Annotated in this window: 19 protein-coding genes; 12 read left to right on the forward strand and 7 right to left on the reverse strand. The window is 39.8% G+C overall.

The features are described 5' to 3' along the window. Window positions 1-31 precede the first annotated feature (31 nt). Both ACMUMK_RS09495 and ACMUMK_RS09500 read left to right on the forward strand, forming a co-directional pair. A complete protein-coding gene (locus ACMUMK_RS09495; RefSeq protein WP_414700883.1) occupies window positions 32-1,015 on the forward strand; it encodes a GGDEF domain-containing protein in 984 nt (327 codons plus the stop codon). Further along, window positions 1,008-2,021 carry an AraC family transcriptional regulator ligand-binding domain-containing protein gene (locus tag ACMUMK_RS09500; RefSeq protein ID WP_414700884.1) on the forward strand — a complete coding sequence of 338 codons (1,014 nt, stop codon included), beginning with the start codon at window positions 1,008-1,010 and terminating at the stop codon, window positions 2,019-2,021. The genes ACMUMK_RS09495 and ACMUMK_RS09500 overlap by 8 nt, the downstream gene beginning before the upstream one ends. Before the next feature lie 26 nt (window positions 2,022-2,047). Here the strand turns inward: ACMUMK_RS09500 and dcd are convergent, their stop codons facing one another. Beyond that, complete coding sequence (gene dcd, locus ACMUMK_RS09505) at window positions 2,048-2,638, reverse strand: dCTP deaminase (protein ID WP_414700885.1); 591 nt, start codon at window positions 2,636-2,638, stop codon at window positions 2,048-2,050. A 252-nt stretch (window positions 2,639-2,890) separates the two neighbouring features. On the opposite strand from dcd, the gene metG reads away from it, so the two are divergent. Further along, window positions 2,891-4,918 carry a methionine--tRNA ligase gene (gene metG / locus ACMUMK_RS09510; RefSeq protein WP_414700886.1) on the forward strand — a complete coding sequence of 676 codons (2,028 nt, stop codon included), beginning with the start codon at window positions 2,891-2,893 and terminating at the stop codon, window positions 4,916-4,918. Window positions 4,919-4,982: 64 nt separating this feature from the next. Here metG and ACMUMK_RS09515 read toward each other — a convergent pair whose 3' ends face one another. Together ACMUMK_RS09515 and ACMUMK_RS09520 are read right to left on the reverse strand one after the other, a co-directional pair. Continuing rightward, window positions 4,983-5,768 carry a DUF3307 domain-containing protein gene (locus tag ACMUMK_RS09515; protein WP_414700887.1) on the reverse strand — a complete coding sequence of 262 codons (786 nt, stop codon included), beginning with the start codon at window positions 5,766-5,768 and terminating at the stop codon, window positions 4,983-4,985. Beyond that, on the reverse strand, window positions 5,761-6,402 hold the full coding sequence (locus ACMUMK_RS09520; protein ID WP_414700888.1) for a hypothetical protein: 642 nt from the start codon (window positions 6,400-6,402) through the stop codon (window positions 5,761-5,763). The genes ACMUMK_RS09515 and ACMUMK_RS09520 overlap by 8 nt, the downstream gene beginning before the upstream one ends. A gap of 277 nt (window positions 6,403-6,679) precedes the next feature. Here ACMUMK_RS09520 and ACMUMK_RS09525 point away from each other — a divergent pair, with 277 nt between their 5' ends. Further along, entirely contained in the window at window positions 6,680-7,153 is a 474-nt protein-coding gene (locus ACMUMK_RS09525; protein WP_414700889.1) for a DUF1348 family protein, read from the forward strand. A gap of 7 nt (window positions 7,154-7,160) precedes the next feature. On the opposite strand, the gene ACMUMK_RS09530 is transcribed toward ACMUMK_RS09525, so the two are convergent. Further along, window positions 7,161-7,925, reverse strand: coding sequence for a methyltransferase domain-containing protein (locus ACMUMK_RS09530; protein WP_414700890.1), 765 nt, complete (start codon window positions 7,923-7,925; stop codon window positions 7,161-7,163). Window positions 7,926-7,972: 47 nt separating this feature from the next. Between ACMUMK_RS09530 and gloB the strand changes: the two genes are divergently transcribed. From gloB to ACMUMK_RS09545, 3 genes are all read left to right on the forward strand, one after another. Continuing rightward, window positions 7,973-8,743 (forward strand): hydroxyacylglutathione hydrolase, encoded by a 771-nt coding sequence (gene gloB / locus ACMUMK_RS09535; protein WP_414700891.1) that lies wholly within the window; start codon window positions 7,973-7,975, stop codon window positions 8,741-8,743. Window positions 8,744-8,830: 87 nt separating this feature from the next. Continuing rightward, window positions 8,831-10,495, forward strand: coding sequence for a LysM peptidoglycan-binding domain-containing protein (locus ACMUMK_RS09540; RefSeq protein WP_414700892.1), 1,665 nt, complete (start codon window positions 8,831-8,833; stop codon window positions 10,493-10,495). Between the two features lie 11 nt (window positions 10,496-10,506). Then, window positions 10,507-10,965 carry a methyltransferase family protein gene (locus ACMUMK_RS09545; RefSeq protein ID WP_414700893.1) on the forward strand — a complete coding sequence of 153 codons (459 nt, stop codon included), beginning with the start codon at window positions 10,507-10,509 and terminating at the stop codon, window positions 10,963-10,965. A 70-nt stretch (window positions 10,966-11,035) separates the two neighbouring features. Here the strand turns inward: ACMUMK_RS09545 and ACMUMK_RS09550 are convergent, their stop codons facing one another. Both ACMUMK_RS09550 and cysS read right to left on the reverse strand, forming a co-directional pair. Then, window positions 11,036-11,494 carry a hypothetical protein gene (locus tag ACMUMK_RS09550; RefSeq protein ID WP_414700894.1) on the reverse strand — a complete coding sequence of 153 codons (459 nt, stop codon included), beginning with the start codon at window positions 11,492-11,494 and terminating at the stop codon, window positions 11,036-11,038. A 206-nt stretch (window positions 11,495-11,700) separates the two neighbouring features. Further along, window positions 11,701-13,080: a cysteine--tRNA ligase gene (gene cysS / locus ACMUMK_RS09555; RefSeq protein ID WP_414700895.1), complete on the reverse strand. Its 1,380-nt coding sequence runs from the start codon at window positions 13,078-13,080 to the stop codon at window positions 11,701-11,703. A gap of 176 nt (window positions 13,081-13,256) precedes the next feature. Between cysS and ACMUMK_RS09560 the strand changes: the two genes are divergently transcribed. From ACMUMK_RS09560 to ACMUMK_RS09580, 5 genes are all read left to right on the forward strand, one after another. Next, window positions 13,257-13,751: a peptidylprolyl isomerase gene (locus ACMUMK_RS09560; RefSeq protein WP_414700896.1), complete on the forward strand. Its 495-nt coding sequence runs from the start codon at window positions 13,257-13,259 to the stop codon at window positions 13,749-13,751. Between the two features lie 57 nt (window positions 13,752-13,808). Then, complete coding sequence (lpxH, locus tag ACMUMK_RS09565; RefSeq protein ID WP_414700897.1) at window positions 13,809-14,546, forward strand: UDP-2,3-diacylglucosamine diphosphatase; 738 nt, start codon at window positions 13,809-13,811, stop codon at window positions 14,544-14,546. 224 nt (window positions 14,547-14,770) lie between these two features. Then, window positions 14,771-16,348: an alkaline phosphatase gene (locus tag ACMUMK_RS09570; protein ID WP_414700898.1), complete on the forward strand. Its 1,578-nt coding sequence runs from the start codon at window positions 14,771-14,773 to the stop codon at window positions 16,346-16,348. A 13-nt stretch (window positions 16,349-16,361) separates the two neighbouring features. Further along, a complete protein-coding gene (locus ACMUMK_RS09575; protein ID WP_414700899.1) occupies window positions 16,362-18,242 on the forward strand; it encodes an alkaline phosphatase in 1,881 nt (626 codons plus the stop codon). Window positions 18,243-18,328: 86 nt separating this feature from the next. After that, the gene (locus ACMUMK_RS09580) at window positions 18,329-19,060 is read left to right on the forward strand and encodes a hypothetical protein (RefSeq protein ID WP_414700900.1); all 732 of its coding nucleotides are present in this window, start codon (window positions 18,329-18,331) and stop codon (window positions 19,058-19,060) included. A 393-nt stretch (window positions 19,061-19,453) separates the two neighbouring features. Here ACMUMK_RS09580 and ACMUMK_RS09585 read toward each other — a convergent pair whose 3' ends face one another. Further along, entirely contained in the window at window positions 19,454-20,206 is a 753-nt protein-coding gene (locus ACMUMK_RS09585; RefSeq protein ID WP_414700901.1) for a substrate-binding periplasmic protein, read from the reverse strand. Window positions 20,207-20,397: the final 191 nt, after the last annotated feature.

Consider the following 20,397-nt stretch of genomic DNA (forward strand, 5'->3'; position numbering starts at 1 on the left):
ATAAAAACATCCGCATCAAACGAGTAATACAATGAATTTTTCCTTGCTAGTCCATCACCAACGTTTATTTTCAATCACTTGTGCATCTTTAGCCCTTTCTTTATCCCTCAGTCTTGGGTTAGGAGAAGCCAAACCAATAAAGGATATTTCTTGGTTAGATATCATAGGCGAAGGCAGTGTGGCGCTACTGTCTTTGGCTTGGATTTTCTTCCTTTTGGTTAGCCGTCCGCCAGGTAGAGTAACCTCAGCGTTAGTATTAGGACTAAGCTGCTTTTTGTTTTCAGCTAATTTAGATTTAATTGATGAAGTGATGTCCTACCATGATGCAGCAACTGTATTGAGCATGGTCGAATCAATACCTTCTGCCATAGGTATGTTGATCATGAGCTACGCTCTGTATCAGTGGCATAAAGAGCAATTAATGCTAAATAAGCAGCTCCAAAAACGTGAGCAAGCGTTACGTCAGCATCATCAAATTGACTTCGTGACAGCCTTATACAGTGCTGACTACATGCGCACACAGATTGACCTAGCGTTACAACATGAGCATCCACCAGAGTTTACCGTGGCTATGTTAGATATTGATGATTTTGATGTATTCAATCGCAAGTTTGGTCATGAGCAAGGAGACATGTTCTTAAGGGAACTTTCTGATTTAATTCTTATGAATCTCAGCGCCGCAGATTTAGCCTGCCGCTATGCTGGAGACAGGTTTATTTTGCTGTTTCCTGATACAGATTTAATCACAGCTCAAAGAGTCGCTAATCAAATTAAAACTGCCATAGCTAACATTGCCTTTAAGCCATCAAGTTCAAAAGAGTCCTTTTACCATAGGCTCAGTTTTGCTGTAGAAAAAGCGCAGCCCGATGACAATACCGAAGCCCTTTTAAAACGAGTTAACAGCAGCCTTGAAGTAGCAAAGCAGGCAACAAAGGAGCAAAGCATTCTGGATACTCAAAGCCGCTCTACTGGGTATGTAGATATGCCATCAAAGGATGGAAACGCCCATGGCTAAGCCCGATTTTTATGGCATAGACGATAAGGTGATCCCTGCGTATCAATTAGCCGCAAGCATACTCGATTTTAGCCATTCTCGAGCAGTCAACAAACACAAGTTATTGCGTGGTACTGGTATATTCAGTGAAGATTTAGTTTCAGATAAAAAACTCAGTACACATCAATTGTTGCAGCTTATGAAAAATGCACAGGCGCTAACTCCCGGACAAGACTGTGGTTTTTTGTTAGGTAAACGGTTATTTCCAGGTAACTATGGGGCGATTTCCAACGCATTAATGCACAGCCGAAATTTAACGGATGGGCTCAGGATATTAATGACTTACAGAAGTCAAATTTGCCCTTTTTTAGATATCAAATATTACGCAACTCCCAACAGCCACTGCATATTGATTTCTGATGCAATAGGATGTCACGAACAGTTTAAGTTTATTGTGGAGCTATACTGCACCGCTTTGGTTGCAGCTGTTAAGTTAATCTTAGGGCAACGCATTCCATTTCAATTTAACTTCCCGTTTCCAAAGCCTAAATATATTCAAGAGTATGAAGTGCATTTAGGTCACAGGTTAAGTTTTTCACAACCGGTTATGAGTATCAGCTTTGATAAAAAATGGTTAGAGATATTAGGCGTTAATCGTAGCGACAGTTTAAAGCACCATGCACTTAGACAATGTAAACAAGCTCAGATACCCTCTCAAGGCTTTATAGAAGCAGTGCGCTTGAAGATATCAAAACATGCTGAATATGGATTAATAAAAGTTGCCGAGCAATTTTGCATGAGCCCGGCAACCTTTAAACGAAAGCTAAAACAACACGGTTATAGCTTTCAACAAATTCATGATGAAGTAGGTAAACAAAAAGCAATTTACCTTTTACAGGTGCAGCAATTAAGTAACGAAGAAACGGCTCATTTAATGGAGTTTAGCGATATTCCAAATTTTCGCCGCTCGGTGAAACGCTGGACAGGATTAACTCCAAGTCAATTAAGAATGACAACACCCCATTGAGTTAATTAGCACTGATTTTGGTTACATTAAGACTTGTCATCAGCACTAATACGACTTGCCGTTGCCCCAGATTGGTCTTTATATTTGGCATCGACTCTAGCGTTATAAGGTTTTTCCGCAAAGCCAGATAACACTTCAAAGCTAATTGCGCCAATTTTCATCCCCGGTTTTAATGCAAGGGGTAATTTACCGCTGTTGAATATTTCTAACACTATATTGCCTGACCAACCGGGATCAATCCTGTGAGCAGTGACATGAACCATTAGCCCCAAACGCGCTAATGAAGAGCGCCCATCTAACCAGCCCACTATATTGGCAGGCAAAGTGACGGACTCATAAGTAACAGCTAAGGCTAACTCACCAGGGTGTAAAAAGAATGACTTATCATCAGCAATTTCGATTTCATCACTCATGACATTATTGAGCGCAGCTTGTACTTCTGCTTTAGGGCCGCTCAAATCAATATAAGGTGCTTGATGGTCTTCAAACACTCTAAATTTATTTCCTAACTTCACATCGACTGTCACACCACTTATTTCTTCATAAGCAGGTTGTGGCGATACTTTAATTTTACCGTCTAATAAGTATTGGTAAATATCTTTATCACATAAGCGCATAGCAACTGATTCTTTATTTTATGGTGTTAAATTAGGCCATTAGCCATTTTACTCTATACAGAGAGCTTACGCCATTTGCGCAGCTTTAAGGTAATAATTTTTATGACATTTTTATCACTAAGTCATATTTAGCCATTGATATTAAATAATGCAGAAAATTATTCGCTAGCAGTGCAATTTCGTAATGCAATGATCCGCTATTTTCGCTACTATTTGCGACCTTTTTTAAAACTCAACAAAACATAAGTGACCATGGCAGAACAAACTCGCAAAATTCTAGTTACCAGCGCCCTTCCCTATGCTAACGGCTCAATCCATTTAGGCCATCTTTTAGAGCATATTCAAACCGATATCTGGACTAGGTTTCAACGAATGCGTGGTCATAATTGTTATAGCGTGTGTGCAGATGATGCCCACGGCACACCAGTTATGCTTAAAGCACAGCAGTTAGGTATAACTCCAGAGCAAATGGTGGCACAAACTCGCGACGAACATCATGCAGATTTAGTTGATTTTGGCGTTGAGTACGATAACTATCATGTGACTCACTCAGACGAAAACAAAGAGCTATGTGAGTTGGTTTATAATCGCTTAAACGACTCAGGTTTTATTAGTAAACGTACAATCAGCCAGCTGTTTGATCCTGAGAAAGAAATGTTTCTCCCTGATCGTTTTGTACAAGGCACGTGTCCAAAGTGTGGGGCAGAAGACCAAAACGGCGACAGTTGTGATGTATGTAGTGCCACCTACGACCCTACCGAGCTAAAGAATCCCCGCTCAGTAGTGTCTGGTGCCCAGCCGGTATTACGAGATTCTGAACATTACTTTTTTGACTTACCTCAATTTGAAGGCATGTTGCAAGAATGGCTAAAAAGCGATGCGATTCAACCTGAAATTGCCAACAAGCTAAAAGAATGGTTTGAAGAAGGAATGCAGCAGTGGGACATCAGCCGTGATGCACCTTACTTTGGTTTTGAAATTCCTAATGCCCCAGGCAAGTTCTTCTATGTTTGGGTTGATGCACCAGTGGGTTACATGGCCAGCTTTAAAAACCTTTGTGACAAAAACGGTCTTAACTTTGATGAATACTGGGGCAAAGACTCAGATGCAGAGCTTTATCACTTTATCGGCAAAGACATCACCTACTTCCACTGTTTATTTTGGCCTGCCATGTTAGAAGGCGCAGGGTTCAGAAAGCCTACAGGGGTGAATGTACACGGTTTTGTAACAGTCAATGGCGCCAAGATGTCTAAATCTAAAGGCACCTTTATTAAAGGCCGCACTTATTTAGACCACTTAAATCCTGAATATTTACGTTACTACTTTGCCTCTAAGTTGAGCGATGCTGTAACTGATATTGATCTTAACTTTGAAGATTTTGCGCAAAAAGTTAACTCTGATTTAGTGGGTAAAGTGGTAAACATTGCTAGTCGTTGTGCCAGCTTTATCACTAAACGATTTGATGGAAAGTTATCAACTAATGTGCTTGAACCAGAGCTAGTGGCCGAGTTTCATCAAGCAGAGGCCAGTATTGCTATGGCTTTTGAAAAACGCCAATACCATAAGGCAATTCGCGAAATAATGGCGTTAGCTGATAAAGCAAATCAATTTATTGATGCTAATGCACCTTGGGTCACCATTAAAGATGAGACTAAGCAGCAGTTTACCCATGATGTCTGCTCATTAGGCATTAATTTGTTTAGAATTTTAGTGGCTTATTTAAAACCAGTTGTTCCTACTTTGGCTCAACAATCGGAGTTGTTTTTAAATGACAAACTAAGCTGGGAAAGTACACAAACAGTGCTAACTGATCACAGCATCAATAAATTTAAAGCCTTAATGCAACGTGTGGATATGGACAAAGTAAACGCCATGGTAGAAGACTCAAAAGAAAACTTAGAACCAACTGTAACACTCGATCCAAACAGTCCTTTGGCTAAAGATCCTATTAGTGAAACCATTAGTTTTGAAGATTTCGCTAAAATTGATTTACGTATTGCCCGCATTGCTAAAGCAGAGCACGTAGAAAAAGCCGATAAACTTTTACGCTTAGAGTTAGACTTAGGCGGTGAAACTCGCCAAGTATTTGCTGGGATAAAATCTGCTTACCAACCAGAAGATTTAGAAGGTAAGTTAACCGTTATGGTGGCTAATTTAGCCCCTCGTAAAATGCGCTTTGGTATGTCAGAAGGCATGGTATTAGCCGCAGGCCCTGGTGGTGAAGACTTATGGATACTCAATCCAGAAGAAGGCGCACAACCGGGCATGAAAGTTAAATAGGTTTTTAAAGCCCAGTTACCACAGCCTATTAAGGGCTGTGGTAATCTTAACCTTGTAATTTATCCTATTTCCCAATTGGCAAACTGCTTACAATAGCACTGGTTGCTACACCTACAAATATAGTGATAGTGAAACTCGTAAGCGTACCTAACATGACATACTCAGTTAATTTTTTACCTTGAGTGTTTGTTAAATCACCAAACCTAAACACTGATTTAGTGGCTAATAAAAAACCAATAGCCGAAAATTGATTTAATACAATAAAGGTCAAAATAAGCAACCTTTCTAAGTAACCAATCATCATACCTGCAGACTCTAATGAACTATTGCTATGTTTTGCATGCTCTTTAGGTAAGGCTGCTTCAATGCGCTTTAGCTCTTTTGTCCAAGGGGCTAAGATCATGGCGATTAAAATAGAAGTAGGTTTTAAAATAATTAGATAGGCCACTACTAAGGTAAGGTGCTTGTAAGTGAGTAATGGATATAAAGCGCCATACTCCGCCAGTTTATCGCTAGACCAAGCCCACAATAAAAGTAAAACCAAAATATGTGCGAGTTGATCTAAAACAAAGTTTTTTGTGGTTTTCTTTGCGTATGATTTTGCCAAATCAATCACAAAATGACTGCCCACAATCACACCAGAATACACAAGATTTAATAGCCAGCCGTTACTCCCCAACAAACTAAAAACGGCAAACGAAAGTACGCCATGCACTGCAATATGTTTATACAAAGCAGAGGACTTATAATGTTTAAGGTTACGATCAGTTACCCATTCACTTGGCTGAAAATAAAAATCACTCAATATGTGAACTAATATAAGGGCAACTAAAATAATCAACTCAGGCATTGCTAAATTCCTCTTCATAGCATTGTGCAACGTAATGTAAATATTCATCTACTAGCTGGTAACGGCTGGCTAATAAAAGCTTAGTGATATTACTTCGAGTTTTACCCAAAGCCTCAGCTAAAGCCGCATGAGACTTATCTTTAGCAAGTAAATAACACAATAGTGTTTCAGATTGAGTAAGGGTTAAATCACTGAGAAGGTTATCTAAAAATTTAGTTAATAGACCAACCTTTAGTTGAAAGTTTGAATTGTTGCTGGTGACTTTAATTAAATCGTTTTTAATTGTATCTAACCCTTTACCAGATAAAGTAAAAGCTTCACCGGTTGAGGTTTTAACCTCCGAACGTCTAGTTGTTAGCTCTCCAATCCCCACACTTTGCCTAACATCAAAAGAAGTACTGGCAGCTTTAAGGGATAGCCGAATAATCACAGCAGAGAATATGGCATCTATTGGATTATCAAACACCCCTTGAAAAGCATCTCCTCTGTATGTTTCAAAGCTCATATCGTAATGGCTTTGCAGCATGGACAAGCTGCTCTGAAGTGTATACAACATATTGTCGTACTTTTCTGACTTGATTTTTTGAGAACCAACAAGATCTCCGGTTATCACCCCTATAACACGCTTACCCATGAGAGCCTCGCTGCGCCATGTTTACTGAGAACTGAAAGAAAGTTACCAATTTTATTCCCTTCACATAATGTTACCAATAACGGTAACTTTTATTAATGTTACTAAATAAAGTAACATTTTAGTAGTATCATATGAAATCAACAAGAAGTCATCCCCTCAAATCTAATACCTAGCGGCAAATTACATAAACTAGAGTGGACAAGCTATGTCCAGATCGGTAGCATCAAATAAAAAAGACAGACCTGTCTACCACTAAAGTATATTAATTGGAATTGTCATGACTGAAACAGCACGCCCACCACTCCCTCCTTTTACTGAAGACACAGCTAAACAGAAAGTTCGTATGGCTGAAGATGGCTGGAATGGCCGTAACCCAGATAAAGTTGTTTTAGCATACAGTGAAGATACAGTATGGCGTAACCGAAATGAGTTTCCTGCAGGGCGAGAACAAGCCCATACATTTTTAACTAAAAAATGGGCCACAGAACATGAATACCGGCTTATAAAAGAACTATGGGCTTATACTGAAAACCGTATTGCTGTACGTTTTGCTTATGAATGGCATGATGATTCAGGACAATATTATCGCTCTTATGGTAACGAAAACTGGGAGTTTAACGCCGAAGGGTTAATGCAAAAACGATATGCTAGTATCAACGACCTCGCCATAGAAGCATCAGAGCGTAAATTTTTATGGCCACTAGGACCTAGACCAGAGGACCACCCAGGCTTGAGCGATTTAGGACTATAATAACGGCTTACTTTTCTCTGTTGAGTGGCGTTTCCACTTGCATAGCACCGCGACTGACACTCACTCCTACAGTAGAGAATTTAGACGCTTTCCATTTAGGCTTAATCATAGAAAGCGGAATTTCCCGCTTTCTAGCCACAATAAGGTACATAGTCGTAAACGCCGATAAATATTGTTGGCACCACAAGTTAACTTTAGAAGATGGCTTACATTTACGATTTAAAAATAATTCGTTAAACATTAAATGCTTAACATCAACAATTTCAAAACCTAATAACTGCAACCAGTCTTTAACCCTAGCACAACTAAAATAACGGGCTTCATGTAAAACACTCGCTTTGTTAATCGGCAAATACTTACATAAGCCACTCATACTAAAAGGGTTAAACCCAGTAATTACCACGTAGCCATTAGGTATAATAGCACGATCAACCTCTCGCAATACCTGGTGAGGATCACGGGAAAAGTCCAACTCATTGGCTAAAATAAAAGCATCAACACTATTTTCAGTAATGGGTAATGATGAGGGCTTAGCGACAATGTTTGAGTGGTTCAGTGAATGCGGAGTAATATTTACCTGATGTTTTATGGGACATGATTTGAGTTCAATTTCACTGCTCAAGTTACCAAGACGTACCAAATGATAACCAAAAAACTTACGGCTAAAATCTTCTACTTCAGACTCAATCAGCGCTTTCATATGCTCGCCAACGGGCAAGTCTTGCCATGACTCTGGACGACTAGGACTAGTTGTGATTAACGCCGGTTTCATAGAAATTATGGTACTCTAAAGTTATAAATTTGTTTAGGAGTTATACCGTGAGTTTAAATGTTCATCCCATTTCGGCCTTTGAAGACAATTACATATGGAGCATTCACAATCAACAATATTGTGTAGTAGTTGATCCTGGTGATGCAACACCTGTAATCGAGTACTGTAACAATGAACAATTATCTTTAGTGGCAATCCTCATTACCCACCATCACAGAGATCATACAGGAGGAATAGATGCATTATTAGAAGCTTACCCAGGCATACCTGTATACGGCCCTCAAAACCCTAACATTAAACAAATCACCCACAGATTAACAGAAGCAACCGATATCACATTACCTCATTTAAACGTCAATTTATTGGTAATGGAAGTACCAGGCCACACATTAGATCATATTGCCTACTATGGAGAAAACAGTTTATTTTGCGGAGACACCTTATTTTCTGCCGGTTGTGGTAGGTTATTTGAAGGGACACCGGAGCAGATGTACCAATCTTTAGCAAAACTCAATGCACTTCCTAGTAAAACTAAGGTCTATTGTACCCATGAGTACACCCTAGCAAATATAAAGTTTGCAAAAGCTGTGGAACCAGACAATGAAGCGCTTGTCGAATACGAAAATTGGGTTATACAAGAGCGTGAAGATAACTTACCAAGCTTGCCTTCTACCTTAGAAAAAGAGCGAAAAATCAATCCATTTTTACGCTGTAACCAGGAAACTATTGTGACCAGAATGAGTGAACATAAAGGCAAACCATTGGACTCAGATGAAGCTGTATTTGCATCACTCAGACATTGGAAAGATAACTTTTAATGAGTAATATAACCTAAGCCTGTGATTATCATCAAAAACAACAGACAAACACCACTATCAACAAACTATAACTATAAAGAGAAAACATTGCGTTTATATAAAATCATTCCTGTGATGGTGTTTACCAGTTTAACAGCTTGTCAAACAACCACTGCTACCCAAGATGAACAACTTGCACAAGAACATGAAATTGCAGAGAAAATAGTCGAGTCTTGTGAGCAAGAACATACGGATGCACAAGAGCACTTTGATTGTGAAGCAGTAACATCAGGTACCATACCGATTGCCCACCCCACAGACACTGTAGAAGTGGCAGTTGAACTACCTCAAGAAGTACTAGAGGCTGCAGCAGAAAGTGAAGTAAAAGATTTATGGCAAAGAGTTCGCACTCAACTAAGTTTTGAATACGATGACAACAGTCGTATTCAAGCACAGCGCAATTGGTATTTAAAACACCCAAGTTACATGAAGCGCGTAGCTAAACGTGCTAAGCCATTTTTATATCTAATTATTGAGCAACTAGAACAGCAAAACATGCCTTTAGAATTGGCCTTGCTGCCTATTGTTGAAAGTGCTTTCGACCCATTTGCGTACTCCCATGGACGCGCCGCTGGTATGTGGCAATTTATTCCATCTACCGGTACCCGCTTTGGGATGCAGCAAACATGGTGGTACGACGGTCGCCGAGATGTAATGGCATCGACTCAAGGAGCAATAAACTACTTAAATTACCTGTTAGAAATGTTTGATGGAGACTGGTTTCATGCATTGGCAGCATACAACAGTGGTGAAGGACGGGTTTTAAAAGCGATAAGAAAGAACAAAAAATCTGGTAAAGCCACTGACTTTTGGCACTTAGACTTACCAAAAGAAACTCGGGCGTATGTTCCAAAACTATTAGCCTTAGCAGACATACTTGAGAATCACGATCAATACAACTTTGATTGGCCACTCATTGAAAACCTTGCCTATACCCAACAAGTCAATGTTGAATCACAAATAGACTTAGCATTAGCAGCAGAAATGGCTGAGCTCTCAATAGAAGAACTACATGCACTAAACCCAGGTTACAACCGCTGGGCAACCGATCCCAATGGCCCTCACACCCTGCTATTACCCATAGACAAGGTTGAAATATTCAATGAAAAACTAGCAAAAACTGATAATAAAGACAGACTAAACTGGGTTAGACATAAAGTTAAAAGTGGCGACAGTTTGCTTAAGTTAGCAGCGAAATACCACACTACTGTAGACATCATCAGTAAAGTTAACAAGTTAAAGAGTAACGTGATAGTGGTTGGAAAACACTTGATCGTGCCCGTTGCATTAAAGTCACTCGATTCATATTCACTTTCTCAAGATCAGCGTTTAGCTACCACACAGTCAAAACAAAGTGGTGCGTACCAGCTTAAACATATAGTGAAAAGTGGTGATACCTTTTGGGATATTAGCCGCGAATATAAAGTTAACTTACGTCAATTAGCTAAGTGGAATGGGATGGCTCCCACAGACACCTTACGTCCAGGTAAAGAACTGGTAATTTGGGTAAACCAAGTAAGTAGCCAACAAGATTCAGATGCAGTAATGCGCACCCTAACCTATACCGTTCGTAACGGCGATTCACTGGCTCGGATTGCTGGAAAATTTAATGTAAAAGTGAGCGACTTACAAAAGTGGAATCAAAGTAAGCTAAAAAAATATTTGCAGCCCGGGCAAAAACTAAAAATATATGTTGATGTAACTAGAACTTAATCAAGGTAGATATGAAGGCACTTGAATTAAAAATACATCCTCCAGTGATACTCTTGATGTCATTGGCAAGTGCCTATTTCATTAACCGCTACTTTGCGACTGCTTTGTTTCCTGAAGCTTTAAAAGAATATTACTGGGTAATAGGCGCGCTAGGTATACTTGTCGCCTTAGCAGGTCTAGTACAATTCAAAATAGCCAAAACCACCATCAACCCGAGTAAACCAGACAAAACTAACCAATTGGTATCTAGTGGTATTTATAGGCTCACCAGAAATCCTATGTATTTAGGGATGGCATTGGTGTTATTAGCAGCCATATTAAAATTAGGGAGTTTATTGGGACTTATCACCTTGCCGCTTTTTATGCTCTACATCACGTACTTTCAAATAAAACCAGAAGAGCGAATAATAGAAAGTCTATTTGGCGAGCAATATATAAACTACAAAGCCCGAGTCAGGCGCTGGCTCTAGTTTGACTACACAGCCAATAAAAAAGGCAATGGGCGCCAAGCTCCATTGCCTTTTTTACTCTATCACTGGATTAAACAGTAATATTAATTAGTGACTCGCCTTCGGCCAAACCAAAACGCTCAGCTAACTGGGCTGTAATGTTAGAGTTATCCGTTTCAGTTTCTGCTTTTTCTTCGAATAAGGTTTCTAAATAATCAACCGCGTCAGTTAGATCTAAACTGCTTGAACTATCTGGTGGAGGCGGTGGTGGACGATTAGCGTCTGACGGGCCTGCACCGGCTAAGCTACCAATTTCTTTTGCGTCAAAGCCTACTTCCGCTAATTTATCAGCAAATGCACCACTTGGGGCGATGCCAGCATCAGCAAAGGCTTCAACTATACTTGCAGCGTCGGCTTCAGTTAGATTGTCAGCATCGTAACCAGCTAGTGTTTCTTCGATTAATGATGTTTGATCATCAGTAAGATTAGATTGACCACCAGACGGAGGAGGTGGGGGACGGAAGCTTGCACTACCTATAGAATCAACCATATTTTTTTCCTTAGTAATTTAACAAAGTAAATGGATGCCATTTCTTAATTAACCCACCTCAATTACCAATTAACCTCGGCTAACAAGTTAAGCGAAGATATCTTACCAAGTCTAAGAAAAGCAAAATGTGCAAACAATGTGCAAATATAAAAAGAAAGGAAAAAACGAGGTTTGCCTCAACAATAGTTGAGGCAAAATAACTTAAGCTAGCCACGTCTCCATGTAGTGCCACTAGCGCTATCTTCAAGAATAATATTTAACTCATTCAAAGCATCGCGGGCGGCATCGGCGGCAGCCCAGTCTTTATTAGCTCGAGCATCATTGCGGGCCTTTATTAAGCCTTCTATTTTAGCTATATCATCTGAGTCATCACCTGTATTGCCTTGTAAAAACTCATCTGGTGATTGTTGTAATATACCTAGGATATCAGCCAGTTTTACCATAATCCCGGCAAGATCAGCAGCTTGCTCACCTTGAGATTTATTTAACTCTTTAGCCAGCTCAAACAACACAGCAAAAGCTTCTGGAGTATTAAAGTCATCATCCATCGCAGCATTAAATCGCTCTTGATAACCGCCCATTGAAATATCAACGTCCATATTCGGTGTAACATCTCTAAGGGAAGTATATAAACGCTCCAATGAAGCACGGGCTTGCTGAATAAAACTGTCTGAATAACTTAATTGACTGCGATATTGAGCAGACATTAAAAAGAATCGAACAGTTTCAGCATCATAGATATCTAACACATCACGCAGTGTGAAGAAATTCCCTAAAGACTTGGACATTTTCTCCTGATTAACTTGCACCATACCAGTATGTACCCAGTAATTAACGTACTGGGTATCAAAGGCACAACATGATTGCGCGACTTCATTTTCATGGTGTGGAAACACTAAATCAGAACCACCACCGTGAATATCAAAATGCTCTCCGAGATGTTTGTGATTCATTGCCGAACATTCTATATGCCACCCCGGACGACCATTACCCCATGGCGACTCCCAAAAAGGCTCCCCAGGTTTCACAGTTTTCCAAAGTACAAAATCTAATGGGTCCCGCTTTTCTGAGGCCACTTCAACACGAGCTCCTGCATTTAATTGCTCTAAATCTTGGCGACCTAACTTACCGTATTCCTTGTAGGTACTTACCTCAAATAATACATCGCCACTTGGTGCCTGATAAGCATGGCCCTTATCAATTAGGCGCTGAATAACATCAATAATCTCAGGCATATGAGTGGTAACTCTAGGCTCAATATCAGGCTCTAACAACCCAATAGCGCCAAAGTCTTCATGCATACGGGCTATGGTCTGCTCGGTAAACTCTGCTGCGTCTATACCTTTTTCATTAGCACGAGCAATAATTTTATCGTCTACGTCTGTAATGTTACGGACATACTTCACTTCAACACCACGAGACCGTAGATAACGGACCATAAGATCAAAGCTCAAATAGGTACGAGCATGACCCACGTGACATAAATCATAGACTGTAATTCCACACACATATAACCCCACCTTACCAGCTTGCAACGGCTTAAATTGCTCTTTCTTTCGGGTTAGGGTGTTGTAAATATGTAGCATGTAATCACTATCCTTTATTAAAAAAATGAAGACCGAGCATACGGTCCAAAAACGGAATTCTACCACCGAGAAACTCTAGCTGCACCAGTCAATCACAGTTAAAGTCTTAAAAAACATAAGTAGATAGGCTAGAATGCTGCAGTTATTTTTATCTTCATCCTTTAAGGGGCTATTTAATGGTTAAAATCCATACAAATTACGGCGTTATCACACTAACACTTTTTGCTGATAAAGCTCCAATTACAGTTGCGAACTTTCTTGGTTATGTGAAAGACGGCTTTTACGACAACACCATTTTTCATAGAGTTATTGATGGCTTCATGATCCAAGGTGGCGGATTTGAACCGGGCATGGAACAAAAAGAAACAAAAGCAACCATTCAAAATGAAGCAAATAATGGTTTAGCTAACAACCTTGGCACTGTAGCTATGGCGCGTACCAACGAACCTCACTCAGCTACTGCTCAGTTTTTTATTAACGTAGGTGACAATAGTTTCTTAAACTTCCGTAGCGAAAGCACAGACGGCTGGGGCTACTGCGTATTTGCAGAAGTAACAGATGGCATGGAAGTAGTAGAAAAAATCAAAGCAGTATCAACTGGAAACTCAGGTTATCACCAAGATGTTCCTGTAGAAGATGTAATCATTCAGAAAGCTGAAATCATCGATTAATATTAGTTTGGGGCAACTCTTTTGAGTTTGCCCCAAATTTAACATTAACATTTCCCTATGACCTCCCCTCACCCATTCACTTACTTTATTGCAGATTTGCATCTTTCAGCAGACAGAGACGACATAAACCAATGTTTATTTGCGTTTTTGGAACATGAAGCAGTTAACGCTGACGCCCTTTACATTTTGGGGGATCTTTTCGAAGTATGGATTGGTGATGATGAGCAAAACGACTTTACGCTAAGTATTGCAGCAGCATTTAAAGCCTTAAGTTTACAGGGTGTGCCTATCTACTTTATTCATGGAAATCGAGACTTTCTCATCAGGCAAAAATTTGCTGAGCTAGCTGGTTTCACTATTTTACCTGAACAAAAAGTCATTGATTTATACGGCAAGCCCACTCTCATCATGCATGGTGATGAACTTTGCACACAAGATATCGAATATCAAAAATTTCGGAAAACTGCCCGCTCATGGTGGTGGCCTAGAATTATGTTGAGATTACCACTTAAGATTCGCAGAAAATTAGCACAAAAAGCCAGAGCCACCAGCAAAAGCAAACAAGCCAAGCTAACAATGGAAATCATGGATGTCACCCAAGAAGCGGTTTACACAGCAATGCAAACTCACAAGGTGCAAAGATTAATTCACGGCCATACCCATAGGCCAGCCATCCATAACTTTATGTTAAACGACCTAGCGGCTCAGCGCATTGTTTTAGGGGATTGGTACGAACAAGGTAGTGTCTTAAAAGTATCCAATCAGAGTGTAAAACTCACTTCAATTGAATTATAAACACGACAAAGACCATTTTTAATGGTTCAAATTATCAAACGCAAAACACTCAAAAATGTGATGATATAACATAATTAAAATAACAAAAAATACATAATAACGTCATAATATGGTCACGAATGTGTAGCTAACCATTCACAAACCTTCCCTATCCTATCAGCCGTCATATACCTAAACTCAGTATAGGTATGCATGTAAGCACTACTTAATAGGATAGCAATAAGATGAGAAAGAACTGGATTGCCAAGGCTAGTGCAATAGCCATAGTCGTATCTTCGAGCTTGAATGCACAGGTTTTACCTGAGCATCAAACTGAAAATCAATGGTATACCGATGCCCAATCGAAACTAATCGAGAAATCAACTGTTAATAACAGCTTTAAAGCGAAGAACGTCATTCTTTTTGTGGGTGATGGTATGGGAATTTCTACGCTAACCGCTTCACGAATAATGCAAGGCCAACTTGCGGGCAACTCGGGAGAAGAAGACTATTTAAGCTTTGAGAACTTTCCACATACAGCTTTAGTTAAAACCTATAACGTAGATGCACAAACACCCGATTCAGCAGGCACTATGACTGCCATGATGAGTGGCTTAAAAACTGATGTTGGTGTTATAGGTGTAGATGAGGATATCGAGCGCGGAGTATGTTCAAGTCAATCCGGTAACGAAGTTGTCACAGCATTAGAGCTTGCAGAAATAAAAGGCTTAGCAACAGGCGTTATTTCTACTGCACGTATCACTCATGCAACACCAGCTGCAACTTACGCAAAGTCTGCTGACCGTAACTGGGAAGATATTTCCGATATGCCAGAAGATGCAACAGAGTGTGTTGATATCGCTGATCAATTAATTCACTTTGAAGCCAATCTAGAAGCCCGCTATACAGGCATTGATGTTGATGGAATAGACGTTGCAATGGGTGGTGGACGTCGTCACTTTTTACCTAAAGATGTTGCCTTCAATAGCGCTGATGCGTCAAGTGAAATAGAAGGTGATCGTACTGACTCTAGAGATTTAACCGCTGAGTGGAAAGAGCTCTACCCCAACGGAACTTATGTAATCGATCAAACAGGTTTTGATGCTATCAATACTGAAAGCGAAGGACCTATATTTGGACTTTTCAATGAGTCACATATGCAATACGAAGCAGACCGAAGCAATGATATTGCTGGCGAGCCATCACTAAGTGAAATGACTCAAAAAGCGATTCAAAAGTTAGACAATAATGAAAAAGGCTTTTTATTAGTTGTGGAGTCAGGACGCATTGACCACGGACATCATGCAGGTAGCGCTTATAACGCATTAACAGACACCATTGAGTTTGCTAATGCAGTAGAGATGGCCACTAACATGACAGACTCTGACGATACATTGATATTAGTAACGGCTGATCACGGACATGTATTTACAATTGCAGGTTACCCTAAAAGAGGTAATCCAATATTAGGCAAAGTAGTACCGGTAGGAAGTGACGAAGCAACCACAGCTTCCGACGATATGCCCTATACAACCTTAGGATATACCAATGGTTTAGGTTATCGCGATTTAGGTACTGAAACTGACGCTGATGTGACTTATACATTAGATGCAGCTGCAGGTCGTCAAGATCTAAGTAATGTAGACACAACCACTAGCGGCTTTCACCAAGAGGCGTTGATCCCAGCAGGTTCTGAAACACACTCGGGTGAAGATATCGCCTTACATGCACAAGGACCTGGCTCTCAGTTAGTCCAAGGTGTCATTGAGCAGAGTGTCGTCTTTCACCTTATGAACCAAGCTTTAGATCTTGTTAACGAATAGTCAGGAGTCAAACATGAAAACATTAAGATTTAGTGCAATTGCGGTGGCTATTTTAGGTCTAGCGAGTTGCTCAGATGGAGACAATGGTGCTGATGGCATAAATGGTCAAAATGGCGCAGACGGGCTAACTAGCTTAGTAGTACAAACAGCACTTGCAGTGGGTGATGCAAGCTGTCCAAATAGTGGTGTGCAGATAGACTCAGGTTTAGACAGTGATGCCAGTGGCACCTTAGAAACATCAGAAATAACTGCAACTGAATATGTATGCGTTGCAGGCGCAACCTCTATTAGCTCTAACGAGTTATTAACTAGTTTAAACAATGACTGGTTTACAGATGGAGCACAACAAGTAGAAGATGCTAAGGCAGCATGGTTAGAGGCCACATCAACAAGCAAAACTAACACCACAATACTAAGCAGCCGTGCGACCACTATCGAGTCTATAAAAGGCCAAGCAAAAAATGTGATTCTTTTTGTGGGCGACGGCATGGGTGTATCAACCATTACCGCTGCACGCATATTAGAAGGACAATTAAACGGTGAGCAAGGCGAAGACAATCAACTTAGTTTTGAAAGTTTCCCATTTGCAGGATTAGCTAAAACCTACAACGTAGACGCACAAACTCCAGACTCCGCTGGCACAATGACCGCTATGATGAGTGGCGTAAAAACTGACGTAGGCGTAATCGGTGTAGACGAAGACATTGAGCGCGGAGAATGCTCAACGGTTGCTGGTAACGAGCTATTTACTGCACTTGAACTAGCTGAAATTGCAGGTAAATCTACAGGAATCATTTCAACTGCACGTATTACTCATGCCACGCCAGCAGCAACTTATGCAAAGTCAGCTGATCGTAACTGGGAAGATATCTCAGATATGCCAGCAGAAGCAGTAGAAGCAGGTTGTATGGACATAGCAGAGCAACTTATTAACTTTGAAACATTACTTGAAGCCAAGGTTGATAACCTAGATGCAGATGGCATTGAAGTAGTATTTGGTGGAGGCCGTCGTCACTTTTTACCTAAAGATGCAGCCTACAATAGCACGGATGCCGTTAGTGAAGTTGAAGGTGATCGTACAGATGGTCGTGACTTAACTTCAGAATGGCAAGCTAACTACGCTTCAGGAACGTATGTTATTGACCAAACTGGTTTTGATGCAATAGATACCGAAAATACTGAGCGTGTACTAGGTTTATTTAACGAGTCACATATGCAATACGAAGCAGATCGTGGTAACGACGTAGCCGGCGAACCCTCAGTAAGTGAAATGACTGAAACCGCCATTAACATTCTAAATAATGATGATGACGGATTTTTCTTAATGGTTGAGTCAGGTCGTATTGACCACGGTCACCATGCTGGTAGTGCCTATAATGCTTTGACAGACACCATAGCTTTTTCTGATGCCATTGCCAAAGCAGTTGAAATGACAGATATGTCAGACACACTTATTATAGTTACCGCTGACCATGGCCATGTATTCACTATTGCTGGTTATCCAAAGCGTGGTAATCCAATACTAGGTAAAGTTGTCAACGTTGGTGCAACTGAACCGGCCACAGCTGGCGATGGTATGCCCTATACCACTCTGGGCTATACAAATGGTTTAGGTTTCCGTGACTTTGGCAATGAGACTGACGCGGACGCTACGTACGGTTTTGCTGCGGCGGCTGGTCGCCATGATTTAACCGACGTAGATACAACTGCATCTGGTTTCCACCAAGAAGCGCTAATACCGCTAGGGTCTGAAACCCACTCAGGTGAAGATGTAGCTGTGTTTGCTCAAGGACCCGGCGCATTTTTAGTTAACGGTACACAAGAACAAAATATGATCTTTCATATAATGGACTATGCTGCTGACTTAAGCGGCAGTGTAGAAGCTGCACAATAAATAAATTGTTTAGAAGCAATAGAAAACGAGATACTAATTAGTGTCTCGTTTTTTCATTTTTATAATTGTCCATTAAGGTTAAGAAATTGAAAAATATAATCTTTCTAGCATTCGTAATCTCTTTTGCAACGCCAAACGCTATGGCAGAAAAGTCATGTGCTACAACCCAAACACTTAAAGCAAGTTACACTATTGTTAAAAGCACAGTTGGTTTTGCAAAATCACAAACTAAATTAATTCTATGGCGCAAACCCAATGTTGTTGCTCACCAATATCCACAAACACACATTACTGAAATGTGGCAAAAAGTAACAAATGACTTAATCAAACCTATCCGTTTTTTTAATGAATATGAAAGAGCAATCGAATACCAACCAGGTGAATCAGTTCACGGCAAAAAAGAGCTTGACTGGAACTACAGAAACCAACTTGTATCTGACACATTAATAACTAATATGCCTGTCGTTGAACAACAAGGAACAGGCTGTAATCAAATTGAATTACGACAAAAAGAAACGGAGAACACAAAGTTAACAATTACTTGGATGCCTCAACTTAAACTAATCAAATCTTTTAAATTAAAAACACCGTTGGGCCTCGAAACCTGGGTGTTAGATGAACTTAAAACTCAAGATGCAGATACTGTAAACTACTTTAACAAACTCTATGACTATCAAACTACCGACTATGCCGACATAGGTGATGATCATACCGATCCTTTTTTGACAAAAATGGTGACTTTAGGGTTTATAGAAGCTGGCGCCTCTGGTTTTTATAACGATAAAGGCGCTGCAATAGGAAACGGTCACCGCCATTAGGTACAGGTAGTTGACACCGAACATTATCCTCAAAATTAGGTTAAATCTTGCAGAGATTTCACCTGATTTTTTGACCTATTTAAACGACGTAATTACAAGAGAACGCCACAAAAATACAAAGCAAGTGACTATAGATATACATTAGAAATATCTAAAAACCTCACGCTAAATTAATTAGTTTATTTAACTAATATTTAGGTATAACTTCATTTAATATTTATGACTAGTGAGCCGCAGATCAAACTGTTTACTTAACTTCATCTTATTACACATAGTTTCCCAACTTTATGGTAGGTTATGCTGACAGAAATATGTCAAGCTGGTGACAGAGTGACTTACAAAATGAATTAAGTGATGGGTTTTCTCACCTTCCTTGGGTAACGAAAAATCACATCAATAACAAACTGATGAGAGGTTTAAAGCTTTACTATTGATTTGACTATCGACTTTGTCATCAAAGGTTTGAATTGGAACAGGCTCACCGTATTTTTCATAGTACCTATCGATTTTACCACTCTTACGATATTCCAACATTAGTTTTGCTATGTCGTCATAATATTTTATCAACTTTGAATGAATAGGAATACTGATGTAATTCGGGTTACTGAAGGTTTCAGTTAAGCTTGCTTTATTGAACTTTGACTCAAATAGCTCAATATCATGGGACCGAGATGTAACAACTACATCAATGCGACCTCGTTCTAGCATACCCAATAATTGCGTACTATGACTAACCACAGTGAGATGATCTATTTCTAACTTAGAAAATATTGGAGAATAAAATACTCCTCTGATACTCCCTACATTTACCTTAGCGAGCTCCTCATATGAAGTAATATCTGATTTAAAATTTGGAGATGTAAAAAAATGTAAGGTTCTGGTCTCATCTGTATATTTGATAGGATTTAAATAATACTCTCTTGCAGGAGTCATAGAGTGCCGAATTAAAAGATCAACATCACCTTTTTGCGCATCGATTAAAGAACGGCCCCAAGGTACTTTCTGCCATTTTATACTGAGTCCAAGCTCAGAAAAAATATCAGAAACCAAATCAGCTACTATGCCGGTGCATTTTCCATTTTCAAAATATAAGTCGGGTGGGTAATTACGACAATGGCCAATGAAATTTTTGGCTGATACGGGCATAGACAAGATGCTTATTAAACCCATTACTAAAAGGAAAACTCTCTTTGTCATTTCATCCTACTTAGGTATTGATTCTAACGCTATCATGACCAATGCAATAGACTTAATAGCTTGGCTATTTTGGTAATAAGTATACCCGTTTATAACTGACTTATAAAATAATTAATCGCTAAGCATATGCCCTTTGCCCA

The organism is Paraglaciecola sp. 2405UD69-4 (genome assembly GCF_047525415.1).
Taxonomy (GTDB): Bacteria; Pseudomonadota; Gammaproteobacteria; order Enterobacterales; family Alteromonadaceae; genus Paraglaciecola.

What these genes read in the sequence shown, in the direction of transcription:
- ACMUMK_RS09495 (WP_414700883.1), top strand. Translation starts at nt 32, where the DNA reads ATGAATTTTTCCTTGCTAGTCCATCACCAACGTTTATTTTCAATCACT.
- ACMUMK_RS09500 (WP_414700884.1), top strand. Translation starts at nt 1,008, where the DNA reads ATGGCTAAGCCCGATTTTTATGGCATAGACGATAAGGTGATCCCTGCG.
- dcd (WP_414700885.1), bottom strand. Translation starts at nt 2,638, where the DNA reads ATGCGCTTATGTGATAAAGATATTTACCAATACTTATTAGACGGTAAA.
- metG (WP_414700886.1), top strand. Translation starts at nt 2,891, where the DNA reads ATGGCAGAACAAACTCGCAAAATTCTAGTTACCAGCGCCCTTCCCTAT.
- ACMUMK_RS09515 (WP_414700887.1), bottom strand. Translation starts at nt 5,768, where the DNA reads ATGCCTGAGTTGATTATTTTAGTTGCCCTTATATTAGTTCACATATTG.
- ACMUMK_RS09520 (WP_414700888.1), bottom strand. Translation starts at nt 6,402, where the DNA reads ATGGGTAAGCGTGTTATAGGGGTGATAACCGGAGATCTTGTTGGTTCT.
- ACMUMK_RS09525 (WP_414700889.1), top strand. Translation starts at nt 6,680, where the DNA reads ATGACTGAAACAGCACGCCCACCACTCCCTCCTTTTACTGAAGACACA.
- ACMUMK_RS09530 (WP_414700890.1), bottom strand. Translation starts at nt 7,925, where the DNA reads ATGAAACCGGCGTTAATCACAACTAGTCCTAGTCGTCCAGAGTCATGG.
- ACMUMK_RS09545 (WP_414700893.1), top strand. Translation starts at nt 10,507, where the DNA reads ATGAAGGCACTTGAATTAAAAATACATCCTCCAGTGATACTCTTGATG.
- ACMUMK_RS09550 (WP_414700894.1), bottom strand. Translation starts at nt 11,494, where the DNA reads ATGGTTGATTCTATAGGTAGTGCAAGCTTCCGTCCCCCACCTCCTCCG.
- cysS (WP_414700895.1), bottom strand. Translation starts at nt 13,080, where the DNA reads ATGCTACATATTTACAACACCCTAACCCGAAAGAAAGAGCAATTTAAG.
- ACMUMK_RS09560 (WP_414700896.1), top strand. Translation starts at nt 13,257, where the DNA reads ATGGTTAAAATCCATACAAATTACGGCGTTATCACACTAACACTTTTT.
- lpxH (WP_414700897.1), top strand. Translation starts at nt 13,809, where the DNA reads ATGACCTCCCCTCACCCATTCACTTACTTTATTGCAGATTTGCATCTT.
- ACMUMK_RS09570 (WP_414700898.1), top strand. Translation starts at nt 14,771, where the DNA reads ATGAGAAAGAACTGGATTGCCAAGGCTAGTGCAATAGCCATAGTCGTA.
- ACMUMK_RS09575 (WP_414700899.1), top strand. Translation starts at nt 16,362, where the DNA reads ATGAAAACATTAAGATTTAGTGCAATTGCGGTGGCTATTTTAGGTCTA.
- ACMUMK_RS09585 (WP_414700901.1), bottom strand. Translation starts at nt 20,206, where the DNA reads ATGCCCGTATCAGCCAAAAATTTCATTGGCCATTGTCGTAATTACCCA.